The sequence below is a fragment of the Pseudomonas sp. 1 R 17 genome, assembly GCF_900067035.1.
Classification (GTDB): domain Bacteria; phylum Pseudomonadota; class Gammaproteobacteria; order Pseudomonadales; family Pseudomonadaceae; genus Aquipseudomonas; species Aquipseudomonas marginalis.
The window spans coordinates 58,176-75,682 of the sequence record NZ_FKLB01000070.1 but is presented as its reverse complement, the minus strand read 5'-3'; the positions used below and the strand labels follow the sequence as shown (position 1 = coordinate 75,682).

Annotated in this window: 5 protein-coding genes; 4 read left to right on the top strand and 1 reads right to left on the bottom strand. The window is 63.9% G+C overall.

Annotated elements, in window-relative coordinates:
- The first annotated feature begins 27 nt into the window (after positions 1-27).
- The 4 genes from gspE to BFP99_RS31580 all read left to right on the top strand — a co-directional run bounded on the left by gspE (position 28) and on the right by BFP99_RS31580 (position 16,813).
- Entirely contained in the window at positions 28-1,446 is a 1,419-nt protein-coding gene (gene gspE / locus BFP99_RS31595; RefSeq protein ID WP_065939826.1) for a type II secretion system ATPase GspE, read from the top strand.
- Positions 1,446-2,657, top strand: a complete 1,212-nt coding sequence (gspF, locus tag BFP99_RS31590) for a type II secretion system inner membrane protein GspF (RefSeq protein ID WP_065949052.1) — start codon at positions 1,446-1,448, stop codon at positions 2,655-2,657. The genes gspE and gspF overlap by 1 nt, the downstream gene beginning before the upstream one ends.
- A gap of 517 nt (positions 2,658-3,174) precedes the next feature.
- Positions 3,175-4,359, top strand: coding sequence for a substrate-binding domain-containing protein (locus tag BFP99_RS31585; protein ID WP_027607538.1), 1,185 nt, complete (start codon positions 3,175-3,177; stop codon positions 4,357-4,359).
- 205 nt (positions 4,360-4,564) lie between these two features.
- On the top strand, positions 4,565-16,813 hold the full coding sequence (locus tag BFP99_RS31580; RefSeq protein WP_065949051.1) for a filamentous hemagglutinin family protein: 12,249 nt from the start codon (positions 4,565-4,567) through the stop codon (positions 16,811-16,813).
- Between the two features lie 513 nt (positions 16,814-17,326).
- Here the strand turns inward: BFP99_RS31580 and BFP99_RS33465 are convergent.
- On the bottom strand, positions 17,327-17,507 hold a 181-nt coding region (locus BFP99_RS33465; RefSeq protein WP_218064745.1), incomplete at its 5' end, for a hypothetical protein.

Genomic DNA, 17,507 nt, shown 5'->3' with positions numbered 1-17,507 from the left:
GACCGCGCTCGGTCAGGAAGATGTCTTGTGAGCCTTCTCCCTTATGCCTGGGCCAAGTCCCAACGCATCCTCCTGCGCCCCGGCGACGACGGCATGCTGCTGACCGTCTGCCCCTCCACCCCCGGCTGGTCCATCAGCGAAGTACGGCGCCAGTTCGGCCAGGCCCACCTCGAGCAGGTACGCGACGATGAACTCGACGGCCTCCTCGCCAGTGCTTATGCCGATACGGGAAGCGCCGCCGCCGTGGTGGGCGCGGCGGAAAACGAGGTCGACCTCGACCGCCTGATGCAGGACATGCCCGAAATCACCGACCTGCTCGACACCCAGGACGGCGCGCCGGTGATTCGTATGATCAACGCCTTGCTCACACAGGCAGCGCGGGACGAGGCCAGTGATATTCACATTGAACCGTATGAAACCCACTCCGTGGTGCGTTACCGCGTCGACGGCACCCTGCGGGATGTGGTGTCGCCGCGTAAGGCATTGCATGGCGCACTGGTGTCGCGGATCAAGATCATGGCCCAGCTCGACATCGCCGAAAAACGCCTGCCCCAGGATGGCCGTATCGCCCTGCGCGTGGCCGGGCGGCCGATTGATATTCGTGTGTCGACCGTGCCCACCGGGCATGGCGAGCGCGTGGTGATGCGCTTGCTCGACAAGCAAGCCGGGCGTTTGCAACTGGAGACCCTGGGCATGGAGCCGCAGTTGCTGGCGCGCCTCGACACCTTGATTCGCCAGCCCCATGGCATTGTGCTGGTCACCGGGCCCACGGGCAGCGGCAAGACCACCAGCCTGTACGCCGCCCTGGCACGGCTGGATGCGAGCACCAGCAATATCCTCACCGTGGAAGACCCGGTGGAATACGACCTGCCGGGCATCAGCCAGATCCAGGTCAATGCCAAGATCGACATGACCTTCGGCCTGGCGCTGCGGGCGATCCTGCGTCAGGACCCGGACATCATCATGATCGGTGAAATCCGCGACCTGGAGACCGCGCAAATCGCGGTGCAGGCCTCGCTCACCGGGCACTTGGTGCTGGCGACCCTGCACACCAACGATGCGGTGTCGGCGGTCAACCGCCTGATCGATATGGGCGTCGAGCCGTTCCTGCTGGCCTCGTCACTGCTGGGCGTGCTGGCGCAACGCCTGGTCCGCCGCCTGTGCCCGCATTGCAAACAGGAAGACCCGGCCGCGCCCGGCACCTGGCGCCCGGTGGGCTGCGCGCAGTGCAACCAGATCGGCTACAGCGGGCGGACCGGTATCCATGAATTGTTTTGCGTCGACGACGAGGTGCGCAGCCTGATCCACCAGGGCGCCGGCGAGCAGGATCTGCGCGTGGCGGCGCGGCGTGCGGGGATGTTCAGCATGCGTGAAGACGGCGAGCGCTGGGTGCGCAGCGGCGCCACCGCGCCCGAAGAAATCCTGCGCGTGACACGGGACGCCTGATGAATCGCTATCGCTATGAAGCCGCCGATGCCAGCGGCAAAGTCGAGGCCGGGCACCTGGAGGCCGACAGCCAGAGCGGGGCATTTGCCGTGCTGCGCAGCCGTGGCCTGACCGCGCTGCTGGTGCAGGTCGAGGGCGGTCAGCAAAGCGCCGCCGGCAGCAGCCTGTTCAGCGCCAAGCTGTCGGACAACGACCTGGCCTGGGCCACGCGGCAACTGGCGAGCCTGCTCGGCGCCAGCCTGCCCCTGGAGGCGGCATTAAGCGCCACGGTGGAACAGGCGGAGAAAAAACACATCGCCCAGACCCTGGCCGCCGTGCGTGCCGATGTACGCGGCGGCATGCGTCTGGCGGATGCCTTGGCGGCACGGCCACGGGACTTTCCGTCGATCTACCGCGCACTGATCGCGGCGGGGGAGGAGTCCGGCGACCTGGCCCAGGTGATGGAACGCCTGGCCGACTACATCGAGGAGCGCAACAACCTGCGCGGCAAGATCCTCACCGCCTTTATCTACCCCGGTGTGGTCGGGCTGGTGTCCATCGGCATCGTGATTTTTTTGCTCAGCTACGTGGTGCCCCAGGTGGTCAGCGCGTTTTCCCAGGCGCGCCAGGATCTGCCCGGGCTGACATTGGCGATGCTCAATGCCAGTGATTTCATTCGCGGTTGGGGTTGGCTGTGCCTCAGTGCTTTAATCGCGGGTTTCTGGGGCTGGCGCCTGTACCTGCGTAACCCGGTGGCGCGCTTGAACTGGCACAGCCGCGTGCTGCGCCTGCCGCTGATCGGGCGCTTTGTGCTGGGCCTGAACACCGCGCGCTTTGCCTCGACCCTGGCGATTCTCGGCGGTGCCGGGGTGCCGTTGCTGCGGGCCCTGGAAGCGGCGCGGCAAACCCTCTCCAATGAGCGCCTGAGCCAATGCGTCAACGATGCCACGGCCAAGGTGCGTGAGGGCGTCAACCTGGCCCCGGCACTGGCGGTGGAAAAAGTCTTCCCGCCGGTGCTGATCCACCTGATCGCCAGTGGCGAAAAAACCGGCTCGCTGCCACCGATGCTGGAGCGGGCGGCGCAGACCTTGTCGCGGGATATCGAACGGCGGGCCATGGGCATGACCGCGTTGCTGGAACCGTTGATGATCGTAGTGATGGGCGCGGTGGTGTTGGTGATCGTGATGGCGGTGCTGTTGCCGATCATCGAGATCAACCAACTGGTGACCTGAACACACCAAAAAACCAATGTGGAAGGGGGCTACACCCTGATAGCCATGGATATTTACACAACTTTCAGAGACGGGTGAGTTCCTCTGTGGTGAGCGGGCTTGCCCCGCGCCGGGCTGCGAAGCAGCCCCAGTAAAGCAGAATGCGGTGTATCAGAAACTCTGCTGAGGCTGGTTTTGGGGCAGGCCGATATCGCCGGCTCCCAACCTCGGGTTCCTCATTCCGTCACATCCAGGCCCTGCGCCACAGCCCGCGCCGCCTTGACTAAACCCACGCTGAAACCTCGCTGTCACCTGCCGCCAAACCGCTCAAAACCATGACCAAAACACCCGAGAATCTTTTTAAAAATCAAGCCCTTCCTCCCGAGGTTTTTTCCTTTTGCTGTCATCGGAAACTGCGAAATTTCCTACCCATGGCCTCACCCCTCGCCACCCCCGAGACACGGCCTGGGACCGAAGCCATGGCGTCATGCAAGAGCCATCTACCCCAACGTACAAACACGACGAAAGGAGATTCTTCATGTTTAAGCGCAACGTTCTCGCGGTATCCATGACCCTCGCCGCACTGTGCTCGGCACAGGCTGCAATGGCTGACATCAACGGCGGCGGTGCCACCCTGCCACAAGCGCTGTACCAGACCTCCGGCGTGCTGACGGCCGGTTTCGCCCAGTACATCGGTGTCGGCAGCGGCAACGGCAAGGCAGCCTTCCTGAACAATGACTACACCAAGTTCCAGGCGGGCGTGACGAACAAGAACGTGCACTGGGCCGGCAGCGACTCCAAGCTGAGCGCCACTGAGTTGTCGACCTACGCCTCTGCCAAGCAACCGACCTGGGGCAAGTTGATCCAGGTGCCATCGGTGGGGACTTCGGTTGCCATTCCTTTCAATAAAAGCGGTTCCGCCGCTGTAGACCTGAGCGTTCAAGAGTTGTGCGGCGTGTTCTCGGGCCGTATCAATACCTGGGACGGGATTTCCGGTTCTGGCCGTACCGGTCCGATCGTTGTGGTTTATCGCAGCGAAAGCAGTGGCACCACTGAGCTGTTCACCCGTTTCCTGAATGCCAAGTGCAACGCAGAAACAGGCAACTTCGCCGTCACCACCACCTTCGGCACCAGTTTCTCCGGTGGCTTGCCTGCCGGCGCCGTTGCTGCTACTGGCAGCCAAGGTGTAATGACTGCCCTGGCCGCTGGCGATGGCCGCATCACCTACATGAGCCCGGACTTCGCCGCCCCGACATTGGCCGGCCTGGACGACGCCACCAAAGTGGCTCGCGTGGGCAAAAACGTCGCCACCAACACCCAGGGCGTTTCGCCTGCCGCCGCCAACGTGTCTGCCGCCATCGGCGCAGTACCGGTACCGGCTGCCGCTGATCGTTCCAACCCGGACGCCTGGGTTCCAGTCTTCGGTCCGGACAACACCGCCGGTGTACAGCCTTACCCAACCTCGGGCTACCCGATCCTGGGCTTTACCAACCTGATCTTCAGCCAGTGCTACGCCGATGCCACCCAGACCAGCCAAGTGCGTGATTTCTTCACCAAGCACTACGGCGCCTCCAACAACAACGATGCAGCCATCACCGCCAACGCTTTCGTTCCGCTGCCAACCGCTTGGAAAGCCACCGTTCGCGCCAGCTTCCTGACCGCGAGCAACGCCCTGAGCATCGGCAACACCAACGTCTGCAACGGTATCGGTCGCCCGCTGTAACCCTCGCTTTCAACGACCTGCACCACCTGATCAGCAACGGCCTGTGCCGTTGCTGATTTTTGCGTTTGTGCGGTTTTTCGAGCCGTTAACAGCCCTATATGAACTTTGCGTGACAGAAGTTCAGTCCCGTCCCTCGCCAACCGCCTAACCCTCATACGTGAGCCTGTCTTGCTCCCTGCGTGATAACAAAGAAGGAAGATCCCCGATGGTCCGCTGCAAATCGCCGGTTAACCTGAAAGCCCAAGAAACTGTGCTGCGCCTCAAGCCCCTGGCCCAGGCCATCGCCTTGTTGATGGTGGCGGGCAATGCCCATGCGGCCACGGCGTTCAGTTCCAGCTGGTTTGCCGATAAAGGTGCGACCCAGGCGGCGACGGCGGCGCGGATCAGTGTCGGGCAGGTGCAGGGGATTCCTTCGCTGAACCAGCAGGCGCGGGTCAACCAGCAGTTGGCGCGTTCCATCAGCACTTTGAACACCAGCGTCGCGGCGATTGCGGCACAGCAGGCAGCACAAGCGGCGGGGCGTCAGGCGGCGTTTGGCCAAGTCTCGACGATTCCAGACGGCCTCGGCAAAGGTGGCCTGCAGGTGGATAACAGCCTGACCCAGGGCTGGACCAACGCCAAGGGCCCGGTGCAGACCCAGGCCGGCGGCAAGACCACGGTGACCATCGAACAGACCGCCGACAAGGCCATCCTCAATTGGGAAACCTTCAACGTCGGGCGCAACACCAGCGTCGACTTCCAGCAGCAGTCGAGCTGGGCCGTGCTCAACCGCGTCAACGACCCGAATGCGCGCCCGAGCGAAATCCAGGGCCAGATCAACGGCGCCGGTACGGTGATGATCGTGAACCGCAACGGCGTGGTGTTCAGTGGCACCAGCCAGGTCAACGTGCGCAATCTGGTGGCGGCGGCGGCGAACATCACCGATGAGCAGTTCACCCAGCGCGGTATCTACGTGGACGCCACCGGCACCCAGCCGACCTTCACTGACGCGGCCGGCAAGGTCGAGGTGCAGCGCGGCGCATTGATCCAGACCCACAACCCCGCCACCTCCACCGACGCCGGCGGCTATGCCTTGCTGCTGGGCTCGGAAGTGGAAAACGCCGGTACCCTCACTACCGCCAAGGGCCAGACCACCCTGGCCGCCGGCGACAGCTTTTACATCCGCAAGGGTGTCGGCACCACCGGCAATGACCGCTCCACCACCCAGGGCAATGAAGTGGCCACCAGCCTCAAGGCCGGCAGCAGCGCAGGCAAGGTCAGCAACACGGGCCTGATCATGGCGTCCACCGGTGACATCACCCTGACCGGGCACCAGGTGCAGCAAAATGGCGTGGCCTTGGCCAGCACGTCAGTGGACACCCGTGGCACCATCCATTTGCTAAATTCCGCTACCGACACCACCGGCAGCGTGACCCTTGGGGAGGGCAGCACCACCGCGATCCTGCTCGACAGCAGCGGCAGCACCGCGCTCAACGGCCAGAAGGACAACGGCCTGATCAAGCTCGACGGCACGCCCGCCAACCTGATCACCGGCCAGTTCAACAACCTCAGCGCCGTGGCCGACCGCACCGACCAATCACGCATCGAGATCGTCAGCGGCGGCACGGTGGACTTCCAGAAAGGCTCGATCACCCTGGCTACCGGTGGGCAGGTCGCGGTCAGTGCCACCGGGCGCAGCCTGGTACGCGACGGGGCGATGATCGATGTCTCCGGGGCGGTCGGTGTCAAGGTGTCGATGGAATCCAACAACATCAAGATCAACGTACAGGGCAACGAGCAGCGCGACGCACCGGTCAACCGTGACGATGGGCAGTTGATCAATAACGATGTGTGGGTCGACCTGCGCGAGCTGGTGTTTGTGCCCGCAGGCACCAACGGCTATGCGACGGATCGCTGGTACACCGCTGGCGGCTTGCTGGAAGTGGGCGGCTACCTGGGCACCCAAGGCCACTCGGTGGGCGAGTGGATGGCCCAGGGCGGTACCGTGACGTTTACCGGCAAGGACGTGGTGACCCAGAAGGACGCGCAGATCAACCTGTCGGGCGGCACCGTGGATGTGCAGGCCGGTTATATCCAGCAGACCTGGCTCAAGGGCCCGGATGGGCGCTTGTATGAGCTGTCCAACGCGCCGGGCGACATTCTCTATTCCGGGTTCTACAAGGGGTATGAAGACACCAGCAAGCGCTGGGGCCAGACCGATTACTACTACAACCCGATGATCGCCAAGCAGCGTCGTTATGAGAGCGGTTACACGGTGGGCCGCGATGCCGGCAAGCTGGTGATCGGTACCACCAGCGCGGTGCTCGAGGGCCAGGTGATCAGTGACGTGTTCCAGGGCGATCGCCAGACCCAGGCGCCGAACATCAACCTCGACGGTTACCAGCAGTCGCAGAAGGCCATGGCCCAGCGCGCGCAATTGATCATTGGCGGCTACACGCCTATCTACAACAAGACCACCGGCACCCTGCGCTATGCCTTGGGCGCAAACGCGGACGAGGTATTGATCGAGGGCGGTACGCAAAAAATCGCCGATGGCCTGGACCTCACCACCGCGCTGCCCGCGGACCGCCAGGGCAAGATGGTTCTCGACAGCGACCAGCTCAATGGCTATCAGTTGGGCGCGATCAAGGTCGCGGCCAAGCAGCAGGTCACCGTCAACGGAGCGCTCAAGGTGGCCGATGGCGGCGATATCACCCTGTTCGGGCCAAGGGTCGACATCAACGCCCACCTCACGGCCCACGGCGGCAGCCTCAACGCGGGCAATATCCTCAGCCAGGTCGACCCGCTTCAAGGCGGTGCGGTAGGCGACAGCATCCTCAACGGCGGCGGCACGCTGAACGTGGCCAGCGGGGTCACGCTGGATGCCACCGGGCGCTGGAACAATCTGCTGCTGGAACCGGCCAACAGCAGCGGCTTGGCCTATGTGAACGGCGGCAAGGTGTCGCTGCGCAGCACTGGTGGTGTGAACCTGGCGGCCGGCAGCGTGGTGGACACTTCCTCCGGTGGCACCCTCGGCTTGGATGGCAAGCTCAACGGTGGCAAGGGCGGCGACGTGACCTTGGCGTCTCTCGGTACCCTGGGTTTGGACGGCGAGATTCGCGGTTATGGCGTGAGCGGTGGCGGCACCCTGGCGTTGCAGGCGCGCAAAGTACAGATCGGCGACAGCGCCACGGCGCCCGATGTTGGCACCGTGCAACTGGCGGGGGATTTTTTCAACAAGGGCTTCTCGGCCTATGACATCACCGGCAATGAAGGGCTGCTGGTCACGGACGGTACCCAGGTCGACGTCACGACGCCGGTCTACCGTATTGGCGAGCAGACCTCGGCCGCTGCCACGGGCAGCGACCCGGCCACCGCCCTTGAACGCTGGACGCCGGCGCTGTACCAGGAAGACGCCGCCAAAGGCGTACTGACCCAGCGCCGTGGCGCCAGCCTGACCTTGACCGCCGGCAATCTGAATTCCACGGCGGCTGAACTGGCCACCACGGCCTTGAGCGTGGGGCAGGGCGCGGTGATCACTGTCGACCCAGGCCAGGCCATCAACCTGCGCAGCGTCGGCCAGTTGACCATGAACGGCAGCCTCAACGCCTGGGGCGGCAGCGTCAGCCTGGGCGGCCTGACGGCGACGGGCTCGGAAGCGGCCAACGCCGCCGGCCATAGCCGTTCGATCTGGGTGGGTGAAAACGCGCTGATCGACGTGGCGTCGCGTGCGGTCACGGCGGTGAGCAACCGTGGCAATGTCTACGGCCAGGTGCGCAATGGTGGCACCATCAGCATCGGCGGCGATATCAACCTGGCCACCGGCATCGCCAAGGCCAGTGACCTGTTTGTGGTGGTGCGCGACGGCGCGCGCCTGGACGCGTCCGGTGCCCAGGCGATGCTGGATGTTCCCGGCCAGGGCCGCGTGCCGATGGCCAGCAATGGCGGCAGCATCAGCTTTGCGTCGAACAACGGCCTGTACCTGGACGGCAGCTTGGTTGCCCGCGCGGGTGGCGCAGGTGCTGCGGGCGGTAGCCTGGCCCTGGCCCTGGAAAGCCCGTATTACCTCAAGGCCGGCGTCAACGACAGTGTGCTCAAGGTGCGTGAACTGGTGCTCAGCCAGACCCATCAAGCCAGCCCGACTTCCAGCCTCGAGTACGGCCATGGCCGCCTCGGCGTGGACCAGGTCAGCGCCGGCGGGTTTGACAACCTGGCGCTGCTCAGCAACGGCTTGCTGAGTTTCGACGGTGACGTGTCGTTGAACATGGGCCAGAGCCTGCGCCTGTACGGTGGCAGCTATAACCTCAGTGAAAACGCGGCGGCCAGTTCGCGGGTCAACCTGTCGGCGCCATACCTGCTGTTGGCCGGCATCCTCGCGCCGGCAGAATCCGGCAAGGAAGCCTATACCCGCGCGGTGCCGGTGTTGCCCAATCCCTCCGCGCTGGCCACCACGGCGCAGTTCAACGCCAACGCCAACCTGATCGACGTGCGTGGCAATGTGGTGTTCGGCAACAAGAGCTATCTGTTGCGGCCCGACAACAGCCAGGCCAGCCTCGAACGGCGGGGGTTTGATGATGTGCAACTGACCAGCCAGGGCGACTTGCGCTTCCTGGCGGGGGCGGGGGCAGATGTGATTGCCCAGGGCATCAGCACGCAATTAGTGACCAGTGGTGACATGACCCTGCGCGCGGCGCAGTTGTATCCGGCGACTGAGGTCGGCGCCCGGGTACTGGCGGGCTATCTGAATAATGCTGCCAGCAATGACACAGGCTTCAATTACGATCCGACACGCACCCTGACCATCGCACGCACCGCCAATAGCAATGCCGCCATGCCTTACTCGGCCTTTGGTCGTCTGCAATTGGGCGGGCCCACCATCAAGCAGGGCGGGGTGGTGCGTGCGCCACTGGGGCTGATCGAGATTGGCAACCTGGGCTCTACCAACGTGCAACTGCTGCCGGGCAGCCTCACTTCGGTGAGTGGCAAGGGCCTGGTATTGCCTTACGGCGGTACCGTGGATGGCCAGATCTACAAGTACAACGGCAAGACAGTGACGTTTATCGGCCAGGGTGGCGGCAACAGTGCGGGCAGCCTGAACGTTGGGGTGATTCTCGGTGGCCAGCAGTTGACGGTGCTGCCGCAGGCGACGGTGGATCTGTCCGGCGGTGGCGAACTGCTCGGCGCCGGATTTATTTCCGGGCGCGGGGGCTCTACCGATGCACGTTACAACCCATTGGTACAGTTCGGTGCGAACGGCGGGTTTGTACTGCCGGGTCTGAGCACCAACCCCATCTATGCGATTGTGCCGGGCGTGCAACCGGGCTATGCCCCGGTGGCGCCGGAAGGTGGCGCGGTCGATCCGTTGATCGGCCAGCAGATCACAATCGGCGCCGGCGTGCCGGGCCTGGCGGCCGGCACCTATACCCTGATGCCGTCCACCTATGCGTTGATGCCTGGGGCTTTCCGGCTCGAGATCAACGGCCTGGCCGGGTTGGGCTCCGACGGTGTGACCCAGGCGTTGCGCAATGGCTCATGGGCCACGGCAGGGCGCTTGTCCATCGCCAATACCGGGATCAGCAACAGTACGGCCAGCCAGGTAATTCTCACGTCGGCCGATAGGTTGCGTCGTTACTCCCAATACAACGAAACCGGCTACGCACAGTTCGCCGTGGCCGACGCCACCAGGCTTGGTGTACCTCGGGCACTGCTGCCGGTGGATGCCAAGACCCTGCAACTGGCCCTGCGGCCAGGCGCAGGTGCGGATGCCTTTTCGTTCCAGGGGATCGGCCGCTTCGAGGCCGCTGACGGCGGTTACGGCGGTACCGTATCGCTGATAAACGAAGAAAAGGGCAGCTTGGGAAGGGACATCGAAATTGTCGCGGCAGGCAACGCGGCTACCGCCAATTTCAAAGGCATTACGGTGGATGCGGACAGCCTGAATGCAATGGGCGCGGCTCGCCTGCTGATCGGTGGAATGACCTATGTCACGTACGGCCAGGGTGGCAACTACATCAACCTCCCCAGCAGCATCATCAGTTCCATCATCCTGCGCGACGGCGCGAAACTGGCGGCACCGGAGGTATTACTGGTGACCTCCACCGGAAAAATTACGCTCGAACAAGGCGCCTCGATCAACACGATAGGCCAGGGCAAGGCCAGCTACGACGCACGTGACGGTTTTATCTACAACCTGAGCAATGTGCTGGCGGTGTCCAACGGTTTGCTCAACGTAATTGCCGCGCCGTCATTGGGTGGACTCATCAGTGGAGGCATCCAGTTAGGCGTGTGCGACAGCGCGCCCTGCAGCGGCCAGACAGCCCTGTATTCCGAAGGCAGCATCGTTACCTTGACCGACAGCACCCTGCAGATGGGCGATGAGGTGCGCTATGGCACCCGCCACCTGAACCTGGGCGTGTCCAGCATCAACGTCGGCAGCCCCGAAGCCCTGGCCGCTGCAGCCGCCAACAATCGCCTGCCGGTGGGTATGACCCTCAACCAGCAAGTGCTGGAACGCCTGCTGCGCGGCGACACCCAATTCGGCGCCCCGGCCCTGGAAACCCTGCAACTGTCGGCGCGTGACAGCTTTAACTTCTACGGCACCACCACCCTGGACACTTATGACGCCGTGACCGGCAAGTCGTTGCTGAGCAACCTGATGCTGTCCGCGCCGGCGATCTACGGCTCTGGCGGCTTGAACGACGTGGCGACTATCCACACCGCCAACCTGATCTGGCAAGGTGCCGTCGCGCCGCCTGTGGCGGCGGTGACCGGCGGTGCCGGCAGCGGCAGCGGGCGCCTGGACATCAATGCCGAGCGTATCGAATTCGGCTATGGGGATTTTGCCCAGCCGAGCACGACCAATACCTTCGACCGCCTCGCCCTGGGCTTTGCCAACGTCAACCTCAATGCCAGTGAGCGCATCACCGCCAACCACAAGGGCAGCCTCTCGGTGTACCAGAGCCAGGGCGCGTTTGATGCGATCAAGGGCTTTGCCTACAGCGGCGGCAACCTGAATATCCTCACGCCGCTGATGACCGGTGAGGCCGGTTCGGTCAACCGTATTACCGCTGGTGGTGCAATTGATGTGAGCGCTTCGCAGGGCACGGTGGGCAAGGTGGACGGTATCGGCGGCGAGTTGTCGTTGCAGGGCGACAGCCTGCGCCTGGCCAGTGCCGTGGTACTGCCCAGCGGCAAGGTGACCTTGGGTGCCCGTGGCGATGTGGTGCTGACCGACGTCGCATCGATTGATGTGGCAGGCCGTGCCATCCCCTTCAACGACCTGACCAAGTACAGCGCGGGAGGTGAAGTGCTGCTGGAAAGCCGCGCAGGTAATGTGCTGCAGGCGGCCGGTTCGACCATCGACCTGTCGGCGCAGCACAACCAGGCGGGCCGGTTGCGCGCAGTGGCCGTGGACGGCGCGGCGGGCATCGTCGACCTGTCGGGCAAAATCGTCGCCGGCAGCAGCGGTTACTACGATGCTGGCGGCACGCTGGTGCCGTACCTGGCCGGTTCGGTTGAAATCCAGGCCCAGCGGCTGGCTGCCAGTGGCACCCTGAGCGACCAGTTCGCCGCGCTCAACCAGCGCCTCAATCAGGGCCAGGTCTATGGTGCGCGCAGCTTCCAGCTCAAGCAGGGCGACCTGACCATCGGCAACGACGTCAAGGCCAACAACGTCAACGTCTCGATCGACAACGGCAGCCTGCGCGTGACCGGCCTGGTAGATGCCAGCGGTGAGCGCGTGGGCAGCATCAACCTGGCCGCGAAAAACGGCCTGACCCTCGACGGCAGCGCCGTGCTGGACGCCCATGGCACGCAATTACGCGTGGACAGCTACGGCAAGATCATCGACTCGCCCAACCGCGCCATCGTGGTCCTCAGCTCTGGCCAAGGCCAGTTGACCCTGGCCAATGGCGCGCGCATCGACCTGCGCCATGGCACCGAGGCCGCGACCGGCAATGACGGGCGCAACCGTGGCACGCTGGAGCTCAATGCGCCGCGCGTGGGCGGCGATGACATCGCCATTGACGCCAGTGGGCAGTTGACTATCCAAGGCGCGCGTTCGATCACCCTCAATGGCATGAGAACCTACGACGATGCCCCGACCAAAACTGACGAAACCCCCAACGGGCGCCCCTACCAAGTTATTGATCAGGACTACCTCAAGAAAGTCGTCGATCCATCCAATAAGGATTTCATCAATGCCGCGCGCGTTAACAACAACTTGCTGCAAAAGCTCGCCGGCTTGAACAACGCCACCTACGGCGATGTTTTCCACCTGCGCCCCGGTGTGGAAATCATCAGCAAAACCCCGGACGGCGACCTGGTGGTGCAGGGCGATCTGGACCTCTCCAGCTATCGCTACGCCAGCCTCAAATCAACGGCCAAGACCGAGTCCGGCAGCCTGACCCTGCGCGCCGGTGGCGACCTGAATATCTATGGCAGCATCAACGACGGTTTTGCCGCGCCACCGCCCACCGACGATGACAATGGCTGGGTGCTGCGCGCCGGTATCGACTACACCGGCGGCACCGTGGTGGTACCGGGCAGCGGCGTGACCCTGGAGATGGGCACTGTGTTCCCTGCGGGCGCTGCGCTTAATTTCGATGTACTGACCAACCCCCTGTTTCTGCCGGCGGGCACCCGATTGCCCGTCGCGGCTACGCTCAAACAACCGTTGGTACTCCCGGCGGGTACGGTGTTGGCGGCGGCTGTTCGGGATGCCTCGGGCAATGTGCTGTTCGCGGCGGGCACGTTGCTGACTCAGAGCCAGACCCTCGCCATCGGCAGTGTCCTGGATGCCGGCAGCCTGTTGAGCACGTCAGCCAGTGTCGACGGCTTGATCTGGCCCAAGGGCGTGCCATTGGCCACCAAGGTGACCCTGGCCGCCAGCCAAGTGCTGCCCCGGGGCGCCCTGTTGCCGTCGGGAACAGACGTGAAGCTGCCGGGCGGCGTGGAGTCGGTGACGTTGCGTGACGCCGGCCATCCGGGCAAGAACTGGGCAATTGCACCCCTGCTGGAGGAGGGTGCGCAGTCGTGGTCGATTCGCCTGGTTGCGGGGGCCGACACCGAGGCAGCCGACAGTCGCCTGCTGCAACCGCATCCGGTAAGCGGCAATCTGCGCTTGGCGGACAGTCACTATGGGACGTTCGGGAAAGGAACCCAGGTCTGGACCGAGGAGGGCTCTAAGGAGTGGTTCGGCGATGAAAGCATGGTGGGCCAACCGGTTGATTTCGACGCAATACAATACCCGGGTATATGTGACGATCTCCCGGACTACTGCGTTACCAGTGGTGAGGACTACACGCTGCTGGTGGGTGGCAGCACTCGCTTCAGCGTAATCCGCACCGGCGCTGCAGACCTTGACCTGCTGGCCGCCGGCAACCTGAGCATGGAGTCGCTGTTCGGGGTCTATACCGCGGGCAGTTCGTCCACCGGCACCTCGGCCAACGATCCTTATAACCTCAAGCGCGCCGTGGGCAGCAACAACAAGGTGCTGGGTAACGCGGGGGGCAACGAGAAGCTGGTCGATGGGGGAACGGGCAGCCTGTACCGTGCCTGGTATCCGGACACTGGCGGCAACTTGCTGCTTAAAGTGGGCGGCAACCTGACGGGCAATATCACCAGCCCGGCGCAGAATGGCGTTGGTCGTCCGGTACCCAGCGACCAAGGCCAGGATTCCGCCAACGTCGGCAACTGGCTGTGGCGTCAGGGCAACGGCCTCAGTGGCAGCCAGGCGCAAGCCACCGCCTGGTGGATCAACTTTGGTTCCTACGTCGCCAGCGACCGCTCGGACCAGATGGTCGGGTTCACCGGGTTTGGCACCCTGGGAGGCGGCAACCTGAATGTTGATGTGGGTGGCGATGCAGGACTCATCAGCCCTGTCTCTTCAACAGCTCTGAACGTCAGTCGCCGTAGCCAAGGCCTGGTACTGGCAGTCGGCAGCACCGGTCGGGTCGGGGCCGATGGCAGTGTGCAACTGACGGGTGGCGGTGATCTGAACCTGCGGGTCGGCGGAGCGGTTAACCCCGCCAGCCAGACCTTCGCAGACCACCTCAATGGTGCGCTGGTGAACCTGCGTGGGCACGTGCAATTGACCGGTGGCGCCCTGGGCAGCCTGACGCTGCGTTATGGCAACCGGTTCACAGACCAGAGCCCCACCGAAGTGCGCGCCTACGATCCTTTGCGTTCCACTTCGGCCATGGCCTCGGGTGGTTTGAGCCTATTGCCGGGCGACGCCACTTTCGGCCTGTCCACCCGTGGCGACCTGGTGTTGCAGGACGTCGCCGACCCTGGGCGCGCGCCGCAGATGAACGCCTTGACCTTCGTCAATAAGGGGGTCAACGGGATCGGACAAAGCTGGTTCAGCTTGTGGACCGACCGCACAGCAGTGGACCTGTTCTCTGCCGGGGGCAACCTCACGCCGCTGACCCAGACCCTGGAAACCGATATGGCGGCGGTCTATCCCGCGACATTGCGTGCGGTTGCGGCTAACGGCAGTCTCTATTACGGCAGCGCCTCGACCAGTAATCCTGGCACCGTGCAGCCGCTCAGGGCGTTGGTACTCGCACCTTCGTCCAATGGACAACTGGAATTGCTGGCCGGGGATTCGATCTCCGGCGGCGATCTGACGATCAGCCGCTCCAGTGCAGCACCCAATAGCCTGGCGACTATTCTGCGTCCGGCCTTCGCCGGTTTCCTGACGGATCAAAAAACGGCAATAGTGGGCAGTGGCAATCTTTCCAGCGATGGCAACATTGCAACCTTGACGGTTTCCCCGCTGTTTGCCTTTGGCCCCAACACCGCCAGCATGGCTTGGGGTGATGCCCTGGAGCCCGCGCGTTTCTATGCGCTGAACGGGGACCTGCTGGGCGTCAATAGTGGGCGCGCCCTCACGATCACGGGGGTGGGTGACGCTCGGTTCGGGCAAACCTTTTACGAAGGCGCAGGCCCGGTATGGATGCAAGCCGGACGCGATATTGTCGGCAGCGGCACGCGCTTGAGCGGTGCCAGCGCAGGTGTCACGGATACGGGGCAATACACCTTTACCGGCAACCTGTTCGTGCACAACAGCCCCACCGATATCTCCATCGCCAGCGCTGGCCGCGACATCCTCTACAGCAGCTTTAACGTTGCCGGCCCCGGTACCCTGGAACTGACGGCGGGGCGCAACATCCAGATGGAAGACAAAGTCGCGGTGAACAGCCTGGGTGATGTGGCGGCGGGCGACAGCCGCCCTGGCGCAAGCATCGTCATGCAAGCCGGCATGGGCCCCAATGGCCCGGATTACCGCCGCTTCGTCGAGGCCTACCTGAACCCCGCCAACCTGGCGCAAGCGGGTGAATCCCTGCAAGGCGCCAAGGTGGCCAAGACTTACGAAAACGAGCTGGTTACCTGGCTCACCGAACGCTTCGGCTTCGCCGGCGACAGCGAACAGGCCCGGACCTACTACGCCGCACTGCCCGCTGAACAACAACGGATCTTCGCCCGCGACGTGTACTTTGCCGAACTCAAGGCCGCCGGCCGTGAGTACAACCAGGACGGCAGTGTGCGCCAGGGCAGCTATGTGCGTGGTCGTGCCGCGATTGCCCGGTTGTTCCCCGAGACCGACGTGGCCGGCAACCCGATCACCTACAAAGGCGACATCACGATGTTCGGCGGCGCGGGCGTGCACACCAACTTCGGTGGCTCGATCCAGATGCTCACGCCGGGTGGCCGCCAGACGTTCGGCATCGAAGGCGCCGCACCGCCGTCCACGGCTGGGGTGATCACCCAGGGCGCTGGAGATATCCAACTGTACTCCCTGGGCAGCATCCTGCTTGGCCAGAGCCGCATCATGACCACCTTCGGCGGCTCGATCATGGCCTGGACCAGCGAGGGCGACATCAACGCCGGTCGTGGCTCCAAGACCACCGTGGTGTACACGCCGCCCAAGCGCGTCTATGACAACTGGGGCAACGTGAGCCTGTCGCCGTCGGTACCGAGCACCGGTGCGGGGATCGCCACGCTCAACCCGATCCCGGAAGTGCCGGCGGGGGATATCGACCTGATCGCGCCGATGGGCACCATCGATGCGGGCGAGGCGGGGATTCGGGTGTCGGGTAACGTCAACATCGCCGCCCTGCGGGTGGTGAACGCGGCGAACATCCAGACCCAGGGCAAGTCGTCCGGGGTGCCGGTGTCGGCCACCGTCAACACCGGCGCCATGAGCTCGGCCAGCGCAGCGGGGGCGGCGGCGTCCCAGGCCGCAGAAGACGCGGCGCGCAGCCAGCAGGCGGCGGCCAAACAGGGCCGGCCGTCGATCATGACCGTGGAGGTGCTGAGCCTGGGCACCGAGCCGCTGTCGCGTGAACCGGAACCTCGGAAAACCTCGGGCTACAACCCCGACAGCCCGGTGCAGGTGCTGGGCGCGGGGCCGCTGAGTGAGCAGGCGCGGGCGCGGTTGACGGATGAGGAGCGTAAGCAGATCAGTTTGTAGCGTTTCAGAAGGACCTCTCGATGTACCGTTCGGGGCGATCAGTGATCGCCCCATTTTTTTGGGGGAATCAGAAGGGCGGCGAGCTTATAGCCGAGCGGTATTGGGGGGACTCGGTTAAAACTGTGGGTGCGACGATTCGATTTGCTCCCGATGGCGGCCTTTGGGCCGACCATTGGTTGGGGTTGGAATGAGTACATATCCGTTGCTGCGGTAACGGCCACCTATGGTTCCGCTCTTACAGCGGGTCACTTTTGGCAAACGCCCCAAAAGTAACCAAAAGGTCTTGCCCCACCACTCGGTGCCTCGCCTAGGCTCGGCATGCCCGAACGCAGGCTTGAATCCGTGGGCCGCCGTCATGGGCCATCCCTGGCCCAGGACGGCTAACCCGGCGTCCTGCCGGGTTACCCACGGATTCAAACCTGCATTCGGCCAGCGTGGTTAACGGGGCGCCTAAGATCAAAATCAAAATCAAAAACAGAGCAATAGCAACAGCTCGCGATACAACAGGGGGGGTCAGCTCCATTCACACTGTTGTGTAGCCCCAACGGTCACCACGATGCGAAGCGAGCTGCTCTTGATCTTGCTTTTGATCTTGATCTTAGGCGCCCCGTTAACCACGCTGGCCGGAATTCGATAGTGATTTGGGGGGTAAACCGGCAGGGATGCCGGTTTAGCCGCCCCGCGCCATGGATGG

Coding starts and splice junctions, on each gene's coding strand:
- gspF (WP_065949052.1), top strand. CDS start 1,446: ATGAATCGCTATCGCTATGAAGCCGCCGATGCCAGCGGCAAAGTCGAG.
- BFP99_RS31585 (WP_027607538.1), top strand. CDS start 3,175: ATGTTTAAGCGCAACGTTCTCGCGGTATCCATGACCCTCGCCGCACTG.
- BFP99_RS31580 (WP_065949051.1), top strand. CDS start 4,565: ATGGTCCGCTGCAAATCGCCGGTTAACCTGAAAGCCCAAGAAACTGTG.